This window comes from Pseudomonas sp. MWU16-30323 (assembly GCF_020515595.1).
GTDB classification, from domain to species: Bacteria; Pseudomonadota; Gammaproteobacteria; order Pseudomonadales; family Pseudomonadaceae; genus Aquipseudomonas; species Aquipseudomonas yamanorum.
The window spans coordinates 24,210-39,389 of record NZ_JAIWYM010000005.1 but is presented as its reverse complement, the minus strand read 5'-3'; the positions used below and the strand labels follow the sequence as shown (position 1 = coordinate 39,389).

Here is a 15,180-nt window from a genome sequence, read left to right as displayed (position 1 = left end):
ATATGCCACTATGTAAGCCACGTATGACGTGGCTTACAGCCCTGCGGTTATCTGTCAGAAAATCCCGCACTGTGTCAAAAACTGTACTAAACCCAAAAAACAGGTGCAGTTTTTATAACAAAAACAGGGCAGATCAATGCGCAATAAACGGACGTTTCATCCTCGCGCCGTTTTGGCTGTCGGCATCCTCTCACTGCATTACCTGGCCCCCCAGCAAACCTTGGCGGCTTGCGTGCTCACCCCGGGCCCAGGCAACGATACCTATACCTGCGACAGCGGCAGCAGCCCCACCGGCCTGACCGACCTTACGGGCAATAACACCCTGACCCTGCCCGCAGGCGGCACCGGCACCATCAACGGCACTGTCACCTTCGGTGCCGGCGCCGACTCGGTACAAATCCACTCGGGCCTGATTACCGGCGCGGTGCAACAAGGCGCCGGCATCGATGACTTCGTGATGACGGGCGGGCAGATTCAATCCCTGGCCCAGGGTGATGGCCGCGACACTTTCTTCATGAGCGGCGGCACCATCGTCGGCGCGTTTGAAGACGGCGACGTGGCACAACAGACCGGTGGCACCATCGGCCGGGTGGACATGAAGCTGGACAACAACCTCTATGACATGTCCGGCGGCGCGATCCTCGGCAACCTGGTGACCGGTTTTGGCATTGACCGCATTACCGTCTCCGGCGGCACCATCGGCGGCAATATCAGCACCAGCGGCGGCGATGACAGCATTACCGTGAGTGGCGGCGTCATCAATGGCGAGATCCGCGCCAGTGTCGGTAATGACACCTTCAACTGGCTCAATGGCGGCCAGATCAAGTCCGCCGTGCTCATGGGCGACGGCGACGACACCGCCCTGATCAGCGGCCTCAATGAAACCCTGCTCAGCAGCACGCCATCGATTGACGGTGGCCTGGGCAATGACCAACTGACCTTCGACAACACCACTTCCAGCACCGCCGCCCGCTATATCGGCTGGGAAACGGTCAACCTCAACAACAACTCGCGTTTCGACCTGGCCGGCGACTTTTTCCTCGGCGACAGTGCCAGCAATACCGGCACCTTCAACATCGATGGCAACAGCACCCTGGGCGTGACGCAAGGCAGTATCCGCCCCTACACCGCAGGCGCACTGGCCACCCTGAATAATGCCGGCACCCTCGACATGACCAGCCGCAGCAACAGCGCCACCGATACGTTGACGGTGTACGGCAATTATGTGGGCAACAATGGGCAGCTTTGGCTGCAAACCGTACTGGGCGACGAGAACTCGGCCACCGACAAACTGGTGGTGTCTGACGGGACCATCAGCGGGCACACACAACTGACCGTGAGCAATCTCGGTGGCCTGGGCGGCCTCACGCAAAACAGCGGGATCGAAGTGGTGCAAGCCGTCAACGGTGCGACGAGCAGCACCGACGCGTTTGCCCTGAAAGGCTCGGTATCCGCTGGGGCTTATGAGTATCTGCTGTTCAAGGGTGGTGTCACCGCCGGCACGGAAAATAACTGGTACTTGCGTTCGTCGGTGGTCGCCGTGCAGCCACCGGCGGTTCCACCTGTCCCGCCGACGCCGCCGGTGGTGGTGCCCGTGCCGCCGATCCCGCCAGTGCCGCCTGTGGTCGCGCCGGATGAACCGCCCGTGGAGCCACCGACCGCGCAACCCGTCGCGCCGGTGGAGCCCCCTGCTCCGCCGCCCAGCCAGGTCGCGGCTGCCATGTCGCCGGAGTCGGCAGCGAGCAACCCGGTGTTGCCTGCCGCCATCGCCGGGGCCGAGCCGATTCCGTTGTATCGCCTGGAGGTGCCGGTGTACTCGGTGGTCGTCCCGGCCGCGCAGTTGATGACCCTGCAAGCCCTGGGCACCTTCCACGACCGCCAGGGCGAACAAAGCCTGCTCAGCGAAACCGGACCGGTTCCGGCGGGCTGGAGCCGTGCCTATGGCAGTGACTTCAACAAGAGCTGGTCGGGCACGGTATCACCGAGCTTCGACGGTTCCATCAAGGGCTATCAAGTGGGCCATGACCTCTACGCCTCCGAGACCAGCGGCGGGCAGATCCAGCGTTTCGGCCTGTTCATCGGCCAAAGCCGCCTGCAAGGCGACATCAAGGGCTTTTCAATGGGCTTCCAGGACAACCGCTCCGGGCGGGTCAAGCTGGAGGGCGATAACTTCGGCGCCTACTGGACCCTCACCGACCCCAAAGGCTGGTACGTGGACCTGGTGGCCATGGGCACGCGCTTCGACGGTGACAGCAAGTCCGACCGTGACGTGAAGATCGACAACAAGGGCCAAGCCCTGGCCCTCTCGGCAGAAGCCGGCTACCCGATTACCGTCTCCGAACACTGGGTGGTGGAACCCCAGGTGCAGGTGATCAACCAGCAGATTGACATGGACCACCAGCATGACGGTATCTCCAAGGTTTCCTTCGACTCCCAGGACTACTGGACCGGCCGCCTCGGAGCACGCCTGAAGGGGCGTTACCTGGTGCAGAACACCCCGATCGAACCGTATGTGCGGGCCAACGCCTGGCGCACGTTCGGTGGCAGTGACACGGTGACCTACGACGACGTGGACCGGATTAAAACCGATCACACGTCATCCACTGCCGACCTCGGTGTGGGCGTTGTCGCCAAGTTGTCGTCCACCATCAGCGTGTACCTGGCGGCGGACTACAACACCCAACTGGACAGCAATACGCTGGAGGGTTTCAGCGGTAACGCCGGGGTACGCATGAGCTGGTAGGCTCATGCCTCCCTGGGGCAGGTGACCGCGCGGGCAACGATGGCGCCCACCACCGCACCCGCTATCGGTGCCGCCCAGAATAACCACAACTGCATCAGGTATTCCCCGCCGGCAAACAATGCCGGCCCGGTGCTGCGCGCCGGGTTGACCGAGGTGTTGGTGACGGGGATGGCCACCAGGTGAATCAGCGTCAGGGTCAGGCCAATGGCAATCGGGGCAAACCCGACAGCCGAACCCGGGCCGGTGACACGCATGATGATGAACACAAAAAAGAACGTCGCCACCGCCTCGACCACCAACGCGGCCAGCAGGCTGTACTGCCCGGGGCTCAATTGGCCATAGCCGTTGGCGGCGAAAGCGCCCACTTCAAACCCCGGACGGCCACTGGCGATCAGCGCCAACACGGCGGCGGCGACAATCGCACCCGCCACCTGGGCAATGATGTACGGCACCACGTCAACCCCCGGCATCCGGCGCCCCACCCACAAACCGATGGTCACCGCCGGGTTGAAGTGCGCACCGGAAATACTGCCCACCGCGTAGGCCATGGTCAGCACCGTCAAGCCAAAGGCCAGGGCGACACCGGCGAAGCCTATCCCAAGCTCCGGAAACGCCGCGGCCAGTATCGCGCTGCCGCACCCGCCGAAGGTCAACCAGAACGTCCCAAGAAATTCTGCTGCGATTTTCTTTTGCAAACCCAACTCCATCCAATGTCAACGCCATCCGATTGATGGACCCGGCGCCGACGGTAGCAAGCGGGGTTACCGGCTCGTATCAGACTTTTCCGGTTAAAGAGCGCGAGATATTGACGGTGCTGAAGATGAAGCTTTTGTCAGTAAAGCCTCACTTAATCGATGGTTAATCCCCCGGGACGACAGTTGAATCGACCGCACTCGCATGGCACCCGCCATTGCCCAGGGCGGCCGCGGTTCATCACGTTGTTGAGCCTGCGAACGACTTGCGGAGAAACACCATGAAACTGCGTACGTTAATGCTCGGTGCTGCACTGGCCCTGACGGCTGTAACGGGGATGGCGCAGGCTGACACCGCACCCGTCATCACGCCTTATCACTACGGCGAGAAGATGGATGTGCAAAAGGTACTTGCCATGCACGAACCCGACACCAATGTCTGCAAAGTGATCAATGCCGATATCAAGTTCGTGGACAGTCAAGGGAAAGTCCAGGACGTGGGCTATCGCAAACTGTCAGACGCTTGCGACTGGCAGAATTGACCCAATGTACGATGTGATCACGGAAACGGCATAGGGCCTGGCATTGATCCAGGCCCGCTGGTGTGCGCTGAGTGAAACTCAGCCGTCCGTTTAATAGAAAGGACGCGCGCCGGCTCTCTTGAGGGCCGGCGCATGGGTGTGGGTGTGCTTGAGGTCTTCACGCAACTCGGTAATCAAGTTGCAGATCGCCCGACTGCTGTCGAGCTTGTTCGCGCAAATGCCGGTAACCACCAGGTCGACCCGGTCATGGTCGATCTCGTGATAGACCTTCACCGTCAGCGAGGCGTCTGGCGCCTTGGTGACTTCACAGCGCTTAGGCAGGAAACTTCCTTCAATAATGCCGCGTAATTCCAGATCCGAAAGCATGGCCGACCTCTCCTTTTATGAGATTGCCAATCGATTGTTATCAATATTCGTCATTCGTACGGCTGGCGAACGCAGTGACCCGCGCGCCGTTTGCGCCTGACCAGCCCTGGCAGACGGCTTTACTTACCCAGCCTACTAGGCTCGCTTGCAATGCGTTGGATCCTTTCCTCATAAGCGACCACATTACTTATATAAGTTACGTGGCAGACCGCCATTACCCCATCCGTTCGGGGTATTAACCGCTGTGTTTATTGCTCATTCAGAGTTGTAACAAGATCTTATAAAGCATTAAACGTGCCGCCAGACGCACCGCTGTGCGCCCCAGAAAAATCGGGGCTTTCGGAAAAAAATACGCCCGCAGTTTCATGCGTCTTGCAACGAGCCGCCGTTGGCGTCATGCAAATTGAAAGACGGCTCGTTATAAGTGCCCGCAAAAAACTTTTCCCACCTTAATAGCCGCTATCCAAACGGGTGAATGTAACTAAATTAAACATTCGTTAGATTAAACGTTTAACCTGCCTGGGCGGCCACTCGTTCAGCAACATGCCGCAAACTATCGAAGTTGATATTGGCCCCCGAGTTGATCGCCACCCATGTTTGCCCCTGAATGCCGGTCTTCGCCACATGCTTGCGGATACCCGCCACCGCCAGGGCACCTGAAGGCTCAGTAATTGATCGCGTATCGTCGTAGATCAGCTTGATGGCACCGCACAGTTCGTCATTGCTGACGGTGATCACTTCATCCACATGGTGCCGACAGATTTCAAAACCGTAGGCGCCGATCTGGGCCACGGCCGTGCCATCGGCAAAGCTGTCGACACTCGGCAGCACCACTCGATTCCCCGCGCGCAAGGCTGCCAGCAGGCAACTGGAGCCTTCGGGCTCGACGCCGATGATGCGCACTTCGGGGCGCAGGTATTTCACGTAGGCGGCGATACCGGCGATCAACCCGCCGCCGCCCACCGGGACGAAGATCGCGTCCAGCGGCCCTTGCTGTTGGCGCAGCACTTCCATCCCCACTGTACCCTGCCCGGCAATCACGTCCGGGTCGTCGAACGGCGAGACAAACGTGCTGCCGGTGGCCTCGGCCAGCTGCAACGCATGGGCCAGGGCGAACGGAAAGCTGGCCCCATGCAACACCGCCTCACCGCCTCGGGAGCGCACCCCCAACACCTTCAGCTCCGGGGTGCTGCAGGGCATGACAATCGTTGCCTTGATCCCCAACTCCCGCGCCGCCAATGCCACGCCCTGGGCATGATTGCCCGCCGACGCGGTAATCACGCCCCGGGCCTTTTGCTCCGCACTGAGCTGCACCAACTTGTTGTAGGCGCCACGGATCTTGAAGGAAAAGGTCGGTTGCAAGTCTTCGCGCTTGAGCAGGATCTGATTACCCAGCAGCGCCGAAAGCGCCGGCGCTGCCTGCAATGGCGTGCGCACCGCCAGGTCGTAGACCGGGGCGGCCAGGATTTTCTTCACGTAGTGCTCAAGCAATCCCGAATCTTGGGGCTGGCTCGCCGGGCGGGTACTCATGGATGTCTCCTGGGTGTTGACAAGGCCCTGGAGACGGAAAAACAAAACCCGCCTCTAGGGCGGGTTTGGGTGCAGCCGTGCGCTATCCCGCCAAATGAGGAATGGCGGTAATAATGCTTGGCTGGCAACGAAAGGTTTGAAATGTCATGAATCAAAATTAACCGGCGCCATCGGGCAAGTCAATGGCGAAACGCCAGGCTTTACGTGGAGCATACGAAACGTATACGCTTTGTATATCAAACCTGCACAGTGAAGCTCATGGGCATCGTCAAGATCACCGACCAATTGCACGAACAACTCCGTCTGGCCAGCGCCACCATGGACCGTTCCATCAACGCCCAGGCCGAGTTCTGGATCAAGATCGGCCTGCTCGCCGAGCTCAATCCACACCTGGCCTATAACGACCTGATCAACAAACTGTTGCTGGACAAACCCGACCTGATCCGGGGGCGCGCGCAATGATCAAGACGGCGGAACAACTCGAGGTGATGCGCGAATCCGGCCGTCTGTTGGCCCAGGTGTTTACCATGCTTGACGGCTTTGTCGCCGCCGGCCAGTCGACCCTGGAGATCGACAGCGCCGTCGAAGAATTCATCCGCAATGACCTGCAATCGCGCCCGGCGAGCCTGGGGCAATACGACTACCCCTTCTGCATCAACACCTCCATCAACGAGGTGGTGTGCCATGGCATGCCCAGCGCCAAGGACGTGCTCAAGGACGGCGACATCGTCAACATCGACATCACGCTGGAAAAAGGCGGCTATATCGCCGACTCCAGCAAGATGTACATGATCGGCAACGTCGCGCCCAAGGCCCGGCGCCTGGTGGAAATGACCTTTGAAGCCATGTGGGCCGGCATCCGCCAGGTCAAGCCCGGCGCGCGCCTGGGGGATATCGGCTACGCCATCCAGAGCCATGCCCAGAACAACGGCTACAGCGTGGTGCGTGAATATTGCGGGCACGGCATTGGCCGCGAGATGCACGAAGAGCCGCAGATCCTGCACTTCGGCCGCCCCGGTACCGGGCTGGAATTGCGCGAAGGCATGGTGTTCACCATTGAGCCGATGCTCAACCAGGGCAGCGCCAAGGTGCGCAGCTTGAAGGATGGCTGGACGGTGGTGACGCGGGATAACAGCCTGTCGGCGCAGTGGGAACATACCGTGGCGGTTACCCGGGATGGGTTTGAGGTGTTGACGTTGCAACACAGCACCGGCGAATGACCTGTGGCGAGGGAGCTTGCTCCCGCTGGGGTGCGCAGCAGCCCCAAAAAACGGGAGCGCTGCGCACTCCAGCGGGAGCAAGCTCCCTCGCCACAACAGGCTCCCTCGCCACAATAAGCCTCCCGAACATCGTCATACTGCCTTATCGCCACTCCCGGCAATCCGCTTCAACCCCAACACCATCAACCCCGCCCCCAGCCCCATCGCCGTCATGAACAACGGGTACGAAATCCACCACGGCGTGCCCGCCGTCATCATGCTGAATTCCGACATACCGCCCACGCTCGCAATCAGGTTCAGCGGCAGGAACACCACGTTGATCAACGTCAGCTTGCGCAGCAGGTTGTTCATGCTGTTGTTCATCAGGTTGCCCCGGGCATCGATCAGCCCGGAGAACACGTTGGAGTAAATCTCCGCCTGCTTGTAGCACTGGTTGTTCTCGATGATCAGGTCATCGATCAGGCCCAGGGTCTCGGCACTGAAATGCTCCTTTTCCCCATGGTTGCGCAGGCGCGTCAGCACCGCGCCGTTGCTGTGCAGGGCGTTGATGTAATAGATCAGGCTTTCGCTGAGGTTGAACATCTGCATCAGGTGGCGATTGCTCATCGATGCATTGAACTGCTGCTGCAATTCCCGGGCGACCATCTTGATCACCTTCAAGTGACCGAGGTAGTGATGGATGTTGTTGAGCAGCAGGTCCAGCAACACATCCAGTGGCGTGCGCAATGGCCGGCGGGCGCCCAGCCCGGAAAGCTGGCTGTCGTCGGTGGCGATCACCAACAGTTGGTCTCCGGAGAACAGCAGGCCGCAGGATGCCACTTCAAACACCAGGTTGCCGCCACCGGAATAGTTCTCCGGGCGCTTCCAGATCAGGAACAGGTTATCGGGGTGGAACTCGATGCGCGACACTTCGTCCGGGTCCAGCGCCGAGGCCAGGGCGTGTTCATCGAGCTTGTAGCAGTCGCGCAGGTACTTGCGCTCGTGGGGGTCAGGATTGCTGAACAGCAAGACATCCCCGCCGTCCCCCAGGCTGTTGTACAACTTGCCATCGGTCAATTCAAAGCGCTGGATCATCGCGCGTCACCACACCTGGCCTTGACGCTTCAACTCCAGGCGTCGTACGAACTCCTCCAGTACCAGGGAATACAAATCGTCTTGCAGGTAGGCATCTTCGATGCCGGCGTCCATATTGGGGTTGTCGTTGACCTCGATCACCACCACCTTGTCGCCGGACTGCTTGAGGTCGACGCCGTACAGGCCGTCGCCGATCAGGTTGGCGGTTTTTACCGCCAGTTCCACCACCGCCTTGGGGGCTTCGTGGACCGCCAGGGTGCGGCACTCGCCGTTGATGTCCTGGCCGATGGCCTTGTGGTTGTAGATCTGCCAATGGCCCTTGGACATGAAGTACTGGCAGGCAAAGATCGGTTTGCGGTTGAGGACGCCGATGCGCCAGTCGTACTCGGTGTAGAAAAATTCCTGGGCCAGCAGCAACACAGAATGCTCGAACAATTCGGCGGTGGCCGTCAGCAGCGCTTGCTGGCTCTCGACCTTGATCACGCCGCGGGAGAAACACCCGTCGGGGATCTTCAGCACCAGCGGGAAGCCAAGGCGCTCCCCCACCCGTTCGAAATCTTCGGGTCGCTCCTTGTAGAGAATTTCGGTGGCGGGCATGCCCAGTTGATGACTTTTCAGCAGGTCGGTGAGGTAGACCTTGTTGGTGCAGCGCAGGATCGACGCCGGGTCATCCATCACCACCAGCCCTTCGCTTTCGGCCTTTTTCGCGAAACGGTAGGTGTGGTTGTCGACGCTGGTGGTCTCGCGGATCAGCAAGGCGTCGTATTCGGCCAGGCGGGCGTAGTCCTTGCGCTCGATCAGCTCCACATCGATGCCCAGCCCCTTGCCCACCCGCACGAAATTGTCCAGGGCGCGGGCGTTGGACGGCGGCAATTGTTCCTGCGGGTCGTGCAGGATCGCCAGGTCATAGCGGGCCAACCGTCGGGAGCGTGGTTGACGCCAGATCTTGCGGCTGAAGTTATCCAGCGCATTGGCAAATTGATCTTCCTGGTCATCCCGCAACTTGTGCAATACCCCAGACTTGATGCCTTCGATGTGCCAACCGTTATTCTTGCGAAACTCAACTAACAGGATTGGACAAGGGAAGGCTTCAAACAACTGGCGCGCCAAATCCTGCAAGGGTTCAATATTGGTTCGGCCAAAGTAAAGTGTCAGGGTAAAGCCTTCGGTATTGCTGTAGAGATGGTGACTCAAGGCTTTGTCGAGGGTTTTATCCAGGTCATCCAGGGCCAGGCCGTACAGGGACTTTTTCGTCAGTTCGCTGATGGTGCGCACCGACGGAATCACCTTGTGGCCCCGCGCCTCGGCCAGCAGCGAGCAGTAGTAGCCGTGCCCCAGGTACTTGTAGCTGCGGCACAGGTTGATCACCTGCACCCGCTTGCCCGTGTCGTTTTCCCGGGTTTGCTCAAGGTATTCCTGGGCGGTGACGATGTCTTCGCTGGGGAAGTACGACGCCCAGTCTTCCTTGCGCTCGACAATAATCACGACTTGACTTGCACTCTTGGGAGGGCTGGAAAAATAACCGCTGGAAGTTATTGTCGCCGCCACTGTTTGCTCGGATACTTCACGCCAATGACCTTGTACCGCTGACATATTGATTGATCCGCTTTAGAGAACTAGACCTTTTCTATTAAGCACGATCTTTTAGAGAAGTCCCGTTTCGTTACGCAACTTTTACGGCGGTCACATGGCTCTTTCCTTTCGCGTTGCAACACCCGATGACGTGCCTGCATTGGTGGCATTGGAACAGCACTGTTTCACCACGGACCGGCTCTCCACCCGCAGCTTCCAGTGGATGGTCAGCCGCGCCCACGGGCAATTGCTGGTGGCGGAAAAAGGTGACGATTTGCTGGGCTACGCCCTGGTGCTGTTCCACCGTGGCACCTCCTTGGCGCGCCTGTATTCCATCGCCATCGCCGAGTCCTCCCGGGGCCTGGGCTTGGGCAAGCAACTGCTGACGCGCATCGAAGCCTGTGCGGTGGAACATGACTGCGCCTACCTGCGCCTGGAAGTGCGCACCGACAACCCCGGCGCCATCGCCCTGTACGAGCGCAACGGCTATCGTCGCTTTGCCCTGGTCAACGACTACTACGAAGACCACGCCCCCGCCCTGCGCCTGGAGAAACGCATCCTCCAGCATCAGGACGCGCGGGCCTTGAGCGTGCCCTATTACCAGCAGACCACCGACTTCACCTGTGGCGCCGCCAGCCTGCTGATGGCCATGGGCGCCCTGGAACCTGCGCGGGTGGCCCAGCGCCGGGAAGAGCTGCAGATCTGGCGCGAAGCAACCACCGTGTTCATGACCGCCGGCCATGGCGGTTGCAGCCCCCAAGGCCTGGCACTCGCCGCCTGGCGCCGGGGCTTTCGGGTGCGCATGCAGGTCAACGTCAGCGGGCCGTTGTTTCTCGACGGGGTGCGTGATCAGCATAAAAAAGACGTCATGCGTTTGGTGCATGACGCCTTCGAGGAAGAGTTGGCCTTGAGCGACGTAGAGCAAGTGCTCGGCGGCCCGCTGGATCTACCCCAGGTGCTGCGCGACGGCGGGCAGCCACTGGTGTTGATCAGCAGCTACCGGCTGACCCGCTCCAAATCGCCCCATTGGGTGATCGTCACCGATTGCGACGAAGACTTCGTGTACCTGCACGACCCGGACGTGGATCACAGCCAGCATCGCCAACCCATGGACTGCCAGCACCTGCCGGTCAGCCACGGGGAGTTCGAGCGAATGTGCCGGTTCGGCAATAACAAATTGCGGGCGGCGGTGGTGGTGTTCAGGCGACTTGCTTGATCCCGGCCTTGGCTTCCAGATCGCGCACCAGCGGCAGCACGCGCTGGCCGAAGTATTCGACTTCTTCCTGGAAGTGCAGGAAGCCCGCCAGCACCAGGTCCACGCCGACCGCTTTCAAGGCGACGATGCGCTCGGCGATCTGTTGCGGGGTGCCGATCAGGTTGGTCTTGAAGCCGTCGTTGTATTGCACCAGGTCCTCAAAGGTCGACTTGGCCCAGTTGCCCTCACCTTCCGGTGATGCCTTGCCCGCCTGCTTTGCCGCATCGCCAAATGCGTTGACGGCTTCCGGGTCGGCCTGCTCGATGATTTGCGCGAGCACGGCGCGGGCTTCTTCCTCGGTGTCACGGGCAATCACAAACGCGTTGACGCCGACTTTCACCGAGTGGTGGTTGGCAGCGGCCTTGGCACGAATATCGTCCACCTGAGCCTTGATGCCTTCCGGGGTGTTGCCGTTGGTGAAGTACCAGTCTGACACCCGTGCGGCCATGTCCCGCGCGGCCCGTGAACTGCCGCCCTGGAAGATTTCCGGGTGCGGCTCGCCCAGTGGCTTGGGCTTGAGGCTGTAATTGTCGAAGCGGTAGAAATCACCGCGGAAGGTGAAGTTGTCCTGGGTCCAGATGCCTTTCAAAGCGCGGATAAATTCCTCGGAGCGGCGATAACGCTCGTCGTGCTCCAGCCAGTGTTCGCCGATGGCCTGGAACTCACCCTTGAACCAGCCGCTGACAATGTTGACGGCCACGCGGCCGTTGGTGAGTTGGTCGATGGTCGCCAGTTGCTTGGCCGCCAGGGCTGGTTGCCATGGGCCGGGCAGGATCGCCGCAATCACCTTGAGTTTGGTGGTGGCCGCCAGCAACGCATGGCTGAACGCAACAGACTCATGCTGGTATTCGGCGCCATAGCCGGCGGTGAAGCGAATCTGGGTGAGGGCGTATTCGAAGCCGGCTTCCTCGGCCAACTGCGCCAGCTTGCGGTTGTAGTCGATGCCCCAGTGGGTGCGCTGTTCGATCTTGCTGACCACCAGCCCTCCGCTGACGTTGGGCACCCAGTAGGCAAATTTGACGGCTTGCTGACTCATCGGACTGTACCTCGCGGATTGACATGTGCAAGGTAGGGAGCAGCAAGTGTGCCAGTGCCGGTGAGAGGCCCGGACCAAGGGGCCTGGCGCGTTGAAATGGGCAAAAGGCGACTTGCGGGAAAGTGTCACGGATTACACTGGTTTGTCGTTTTGCTGTTGCCGCAGCAACAGTTGAATCTGCCCCGCGCCCGTAAACACGGCCATTGGCACCCGGCATGGACCGTGCAACAGCGCCACTGTCCAACTGCCCAGGAGCCGTCCCCATGACCGAACATCACGTGATCAATCCACTGTCCACCGGCGTCGATTATCACGCCCTGGCCGAACGCTTCCGGCCGATTTTCCAGCGCATCGCCGAGGGTGCCGTAGAACGCGAACAAACCCGCGCCCTGCCCTACGAGCCAATCCAGTGGCTCAAGCAAGCCGGCTTTGGCGCCGTGCGGGTGCCCGTGGAATACGGCGGTGGCGGCGCCTCCCTGCCCCAGCTGTTTGAACTGCTGATCGAGCTCGCCGAGGCCGACTCCAACGTGCCCCAGGCCCTGCGCGGGCACTTTGCGTTTGCCGAAGACCGCCTGAATGCCGCACCCGGCGCAGCGCGGGACATCTGGTTCAAACGTTTTGTCGACGGCGACATCGTCGGCTGCGCCTGGACCGAAATCGGCAGTGTGGCCATCGGCGATGTCGTCACTAAAGTCAGCCCTGACGGCGACAAATGGAAACTCAACGGTGAGAAGTTCTACAGCACCGGCAGCCTGTTTTCCGACTGGATCGACGTCTACGCCCAACGCAGCGACACCGGCGGCGACGTGATTGCCGCCACCCGCACCCGTCAGCCCGGGGTGGTGCAAAGCGATGACTGGGACGGCTTTGGCCAGCGCACCACCGGCAGCGGCACCTCGCGCTTTACCGACGCGGTGGTGGAGGCGGAAAACGTCATCGACTTTGCCACCCGTTTCAAATACCAGACCGCGTTCTACCAGTTGGTCCTGCTCGCCACCCTGGCCGGCATCGGCCGCGCGGCCCTCAAGGATGTGGCGCATCAGGTGCGCAGCCGCAAGCGGATCTACAGCCACGGCAATGCAGCCCATGTGAGCCAGGATTCGCAGATTCAGCAAGTGGTGGGCGAAGTCGCGGCACGGGTGTACGCCGCCGAAGCCAGTGCGCTGAAGGCAACCGTCCCGGCGCAGCGGGCTTACGTGGCAAGGTTCGGTGGGGATGATGCGGTGGAGCGCGAAGCCAATGTCGCCGCCGAAATCGAATCAGCCACGGCGCAGGTGGTGGTCTCGGAACTGATCCAACGTGCCACCACTGAACTGTTCAACGCGCTGGGGGCGTCGGATGTGCGCCAGGGCAAAGCCCTTGATCGGCACTGGCGCAATGCACGCACGGTGTCGTCCCACAACCCGGTGATCTACAAGGCGCGGATTGTCGGCGACTGGGTAATCAATGGCGCCGAGCCGCCTTTTGTGTGGCAGATCGGCAATGGGCCGGCGCGTTAAAACGTCAGTTTGAAGCCGATCATCACCAGCATGAACGCCAGGCAAGGCCGCAATATCCCGTCCGGGACCTTGCCGGCCATGTGGCTGCCGACATAAATCCCCGGCAGCGAGCCCAGCAACAGGAAGCCCAGCAGGGTCCAGTCCATGTTGCCCATGCTCGCGTGGCCGAGGCCGGCGACCAGGGTCAGCGGAACGGCGTGGGCGATTTCGGTGCCCACCAGGCGCTTGGTGGCCAGGAACGGGTACAGGATAAACAGCGCCACGGTGCCCAGGGCGCCGGCGCCGATGGAGGTCAGGGCCACCATGGTGCCGAGGATCGCGCCGGTGACGATGGTCAGCGCGTTGAGGTTGCGCGGCGCCATTTTGTAGTCGTCGCCGGCATGCCGCTGGGCGAAGGCCAGCAGCTTGTTCTTGAACAGGATCGCCGTTGCCGTCAGCAGCAACACCACGCCCAGGGACTGCTTGATCACCGCGTTCAAGGCGGCGGGATCGGTGTCCAGGTTCTTGAGGAACCACAAGGTCAGCAACACCGCAGGCACGCTGCCCAGGGTCAGCCAGCCGGTGATGGTCCAGTCGATGTTGCGATTCTTGCTGTGAACCAGCACCCCACCCGACTTGGTGATGGCGGCATACAACAGGTCGGTGCCCACGGCGGTGGCCGGATTGATGCCGAACCAGAGCAGGATCGGCGTCATCAACGAGCCACCGCCGACACCGGTCATTCCCACGATAAATCCAACAATCAGGCCAGCAATCGAGAAACCAAAATTACCTACATCCATTACCACTACCTGCGGCCTTATAAAATTCTGGCCGCAGCATAGCGATTTTTCTTATAACGACTTATATCAATACGATCTGACTTTATGCTTTTTTCGTCAGTCGCTGGCTGCGATAGGCCTGGGTCTGGTACGGGAACGCGACGGTCTCACGACCACGCAAGGCCGGGTGGGTGTTGATCAGCGACTGCAACTGCTCGGTGACCAGCGCCTTTTCCGCCTCCGGCAATGCCGCGATAAAGCTCACGGAGAGGAAGCGATCCATGATCACCTCCTGGGGGCTGCCCACGTGGCTGTAGGGGAAGCAGGTCATCTCGGGGGCGGAAAAATACTCGCCGGTGAACGCCTCGCGCCAACGTCCGGTGTGAAAGCGTGGGGTGTCACCCTCGTAAGGCGTGATGATTTCGGTGATCGCCGCGACCCAGTCCACCGACTCGTCCCGCACGTTCCAGATCAACCCCAGGCGACCGTCCGGCTTGAGCACCCGGTGAATTTCAGCCAGGGCCGCTTCCGTGGAAAACCAGTGGAACGCTTGGGCACACACCAGCGCATCGGCGGTTGCCGCCTCAAGCGGAATGGCTTCGGCGGTGCCCGACAGCAGGCGCACGCTCGGCAGCAGTTTTCTCAACTGCGCGCCCATCGCCTCCACCGGCTCGACCGCAATCAATGTCGGCGCCACGGTACTGAGCAAACGGGTGAACTTGCCGGTGCCGGCGCCCAGGTCGATGACTGTGGAGTGGGAATTGATCTGCAGGGCGTCGGTCAGCCAGCCCGTGAGTTGCCGTGGATAGTCCGGTCGGCCTTGGGCGTAGGTGACGGCCTGAGTAGAGAAACCCTGTTGAGCAGACGTGTGAACACCGGTCATTGCCAAT

General features: G+C 60.8%; 14 protein-coding genes. 6 read left to right on the top strand and 8 right to left on the bottom strand.

From position 1 onward, the window contains the following. The first annotated feature begins 136 nt into the window (after nucleotides 1–136). Nucleotides 137–2,743 (top strand): autotransporter outer membrane beta-barrel domain-containing protein, encoded by a 2,607-nt coding sequence (locus LIY45_RS08150; protein WP_226475925.1) that lies wholly within the window; start codon nucleotides 137–139, stop codon nucleotides 2,741–2,743. Between the two features lie 2 nt (nucleotides 2,744–2,745). Here LIY45_RS08150 and aqpZ read toward each other — a convergent pair whose 3' ends face one another. Next, nucleotides 2,746–3,438: an aquaporin Z gene (aqpZ, locus tag LIY45_RS08145; protein ID WP_260525266.1), complete on the bottom strand. Its 693-nt coding sequence runs from the start codon at nucleotides 3,436–3,438 to the stop codon at nucleotides 2,746–2,748. A 278-nt stretch (nucleotides 3,439–3,716) separates the two neighbouring features. Here aqpZ and LIY45_RS08140 point away from each other — a divergent pair, with 278 nt between their 5' ends. Continuing rightward, nucleotides 3,717–3,977 carry a DUF2790 domain-containing protein gene (locus LIY45_RS08140; RefSeq protein ID WP_226475923.1) on the top strand — a complete coding sequence of 87 codons (261 nt, stop codon included), beginning with the start codon at nucleotides 3,717–3,719 and terminating at the stop codon, nucleotides 3,975–3,977. A gap of 90 nt (nucleotides 3,978–4,067) precedes the next feature. Here the strand turns inward: LIY45_RS08140 and LIY45_RS08135 are convergent, their stop codons facing one another. After that, entirely contained in the window at nucleotides 4,068–4,343 is a 276-nt protein-coding gene (locus tag LIY45_RS08135) for a DUF1652 domain-containing protein (RefSeq protein ID WP_063029815.1), read from the bottom strand. Between the two features lie 510 nt (nucleotides 4,344–4,853). Next, complete coding sequence (ilvA, locus tag LIY45_RS08130; protein ID WP_226475922.1) at nucleotides 4,854–5,873, bottom strand: threonine ammonia-lyase, biosynthetic; 1,020 nt, start codon at nucleotides 5,871–5,873, stop codon at nucleotides 4,854–4,856. Nucleotides 5,874–6,131: 258 nt separating this feature from the next. Between ilvA and LIY45_RS08125 the strand changes: the two genes are divergently transcribed. Then, nucleotides 6,132–6,335 carry a ParD-like family protein gene (locus LIY45_RS08125; RefSeq protein ID WP_017475587.1) on the top strand — a complete coding sequence of 68 codons (204 nt, stop codon included), beginning with the start codon at nucleotides 6,132–6,134 and terminating at the stop codon, nucleotides 6,333–6,335. Then, a complete protein-coding gene (map, locus tag LIY45_RS08120) occupies nucleotides 6,332–7,093 on the top strand; it encodes a type I methionyl aminopeptidase (protein WP_226475921.1) in 762 nt (253 codons plus the stop codon). The genes LIY45_RS08125 and map overlap by 4 nt, the downstream gene beginning before the upstream one ends. Nucleotides 7,094–7,225: 132 nt before the next feature. On the opposite strand, the gene LIY45_RS08115 is transcribed toward map, so the two are convergent. Beyond that, nucleotides 7,226–8,167 carry a magnesium transporter CorA family protein gene (locus tag LIY45_RS08115; RefSeq protein WP_218262772.1) on the bottom strand — a complete coding sequence of 314 codons (942 nt, stop codon included), beginning with the start codon at nucleotides 8,165–8,167 and terminating at the stop codon, nucleotides 7,226–7,228. 6 nt (nucleotides 8,168–8,173) lie between these two features. Next, entirely contained in the window at nucleotides 8,174–9,760 is a 1,587-nt protein-coding gene (locus LIY45_RS08110) for a RimK family protein (protein ID WP_026077745.1), read from the bottom strand. A 94-nt stretch (nucleotides 9,761–9,854) separates the two neighbouring features. Between LIY45_RS08110 and LIY45_RS08105 the strand changes: the two genes are divergently transcribed. Next, on the top strand, nucleotides 9,855–10,955 hold the full coding sequence (locus LIY45_RS08105) for a GNAT family N-acetyltransferase/peptidase C39 family protein (protein WP_026077744.1): 1,101 nt from the start codon (nucleotides 9,855–9,857) through the stop codon (nucleotides 10,953–10,955). On the opposite strand, the gene sfnG is transcribed toward LIY45_RS08105, so the two are convergent. Further along, nucleotides 10,939–12,030, bottom strand: a complete 1,092-nt coding sequence (sfnG, locus tag LIY45_RS08100; protein ID WP_226475920.1) for a dimethylsulfone monooxygenase SfnG — start codon at nucleotides 12,028–12,030, stop codon at nucleotides 10,939–10,941. The genes LIY45_RS08105 and sfnG overlap by 17 nt on opposite strands. Nucleotides 12,031–12,293: 263 nt before the next feature. On the opposite strand from sfnG, the gene LIY45_RS08095 reads away from it, so the two are divergent. Then, nucleotides 12,294–13,529: an acyl-CoA dehydrogenase family protein gene (locus tag LIY45_RS08095; RefSeq protein WP_226475919.1), complete on the top strand. Its 1,236-nt coding sequence runs from the start codon at nucleotides 12,294–12,296 to the stop codon at nucleotides 13,527–13,529. On the opposite strand, the gene LIY45_RS08090 is transcribed toward LIY45_RS08095, so the two are convergent. Beyond that, nucleotides 13,526–14,311 carry a sulfite exporter TauE/SafE family protein gene (locus LIY45_RS08090; RefSeq protein ID WP_017475580.1) on the bottom strand — a complete coding sequence of 262 codons (786 nt, stop codon included), beginning with the start codon at nucleotides 14,309–14,311 and terminating at the stop codon, nucleotides 13,526–13,528. The genes LIY45_RS08095 and LIY45_RS08090 overlap by 4 nt on opposite strands. A gap of 82 nt (nucleotides 14,312–14,393) precedes the next feature. Then, entirely contained in the window at nucleotides 14,394–15,173 is a 780-nt protein-coding gene (locus tag LIY45_RS08085; protein WP_226475918.1) for a class I SAM-dependent methyltransferase, read from the bottom strand. Between the last annotated feature and the right edge of the window lie 7 nt (nucleotides 15,174–15,180).

Excerpts from the sequence above, each read along its gene's own strand:
- LIY45_RS08150 (WP_226475925.1), top strand. The coding sequence starts at position 137 with ATGCGCAATAAACGGACGTTTCATCCTCGCGCCGTTTTGGCTGTCGGC.
- LIY45_RS08140 (WP_226475923.1), top strand. The coding sequence starts at position 3,717 with ATGAAACTGCGTACGTTAATGCTCGGTGCTGCACTGGCCCTGACGGCT.
- LIY45_RS08135 (WP_063029815.1), bottom strand. The coding sequence starts at position 4,343 with ATGCTTTCGGATCTGGAATTACGCGGCATTATTGAAGGAAGTTTCCTG.
- ilvA (WP_226475922.1), bottom strand. The coding sequence starts at position 5,873 with ATGAGTACCCGCCCGGCGAGCCAGCCCCAAGATTCGGGATTGCTTGAG.
- LIY45_RS08125 (WP_017475587.1), top strand. The coding sequence starts at position 6,132 with ATGGGCATCGTCAAGATCACCGACCAATTGCACGAACAACTCCGTCTG.
- map (WP_226475921.1), top strand. The coding sequence starts at position 6,332 with ATGATCAAGACGGCGGAACAACTCGAGGTGATGCGCGAATCCGGCCGT.
- LIY45_RS08115 (WP_218262772.1), bottom strand. The coding sequence starts at position 8,167 with ATGATCCAGCGCTTTGAATTGACCGATGGCAAGTTGTACAACAGCCTG.
- LIY45_RS08110 (WP_026077745.1), bottom strand. The coding sequence starts at position 9,760 with ATGTCAGCGGTACAAGGTCATTGGCGTGAAGTATCCGAGCAAACAGTG.
- LIY45_RS08105 (WP_026077744.1), top strand. The coding sequence starts at position 9,855 with ATGGCTCTTTCCTTTCGCGTTGCAACACCCGATGACGTGCCTGCATTG.
- sfnG (WP_226475920.1), bottom strand. The coding sequence starts at position 12,030 with ATGAGTCAGCAAGCCGTCAAATTTGCCTACTGGGTGCCCAACGTCAGC.
- LIY45_RS08095 (WP_226475919.1), top strand. The coding sequence starts at position 12,294 with ATGACCGAACATCACGTGATCAATCCACTGTCCACCGGCGTCGATTAT.
- LIY45_RS08090 (WP_017475580.1), bottom strand. The coding sequence starts at position 14,311 with ATGGATGTAGGTAATTTTGGTTTCTCGATTGCTGGCCTGATTGTTGGA.
- LIY45_RS08085 (WP_226475918.1), bottom strand. The coding sequence starts at position 15,173 with ATGACCGGTGTTCACACGTCTGCTCAACAGGGTTTCTCTACTCAGGCC.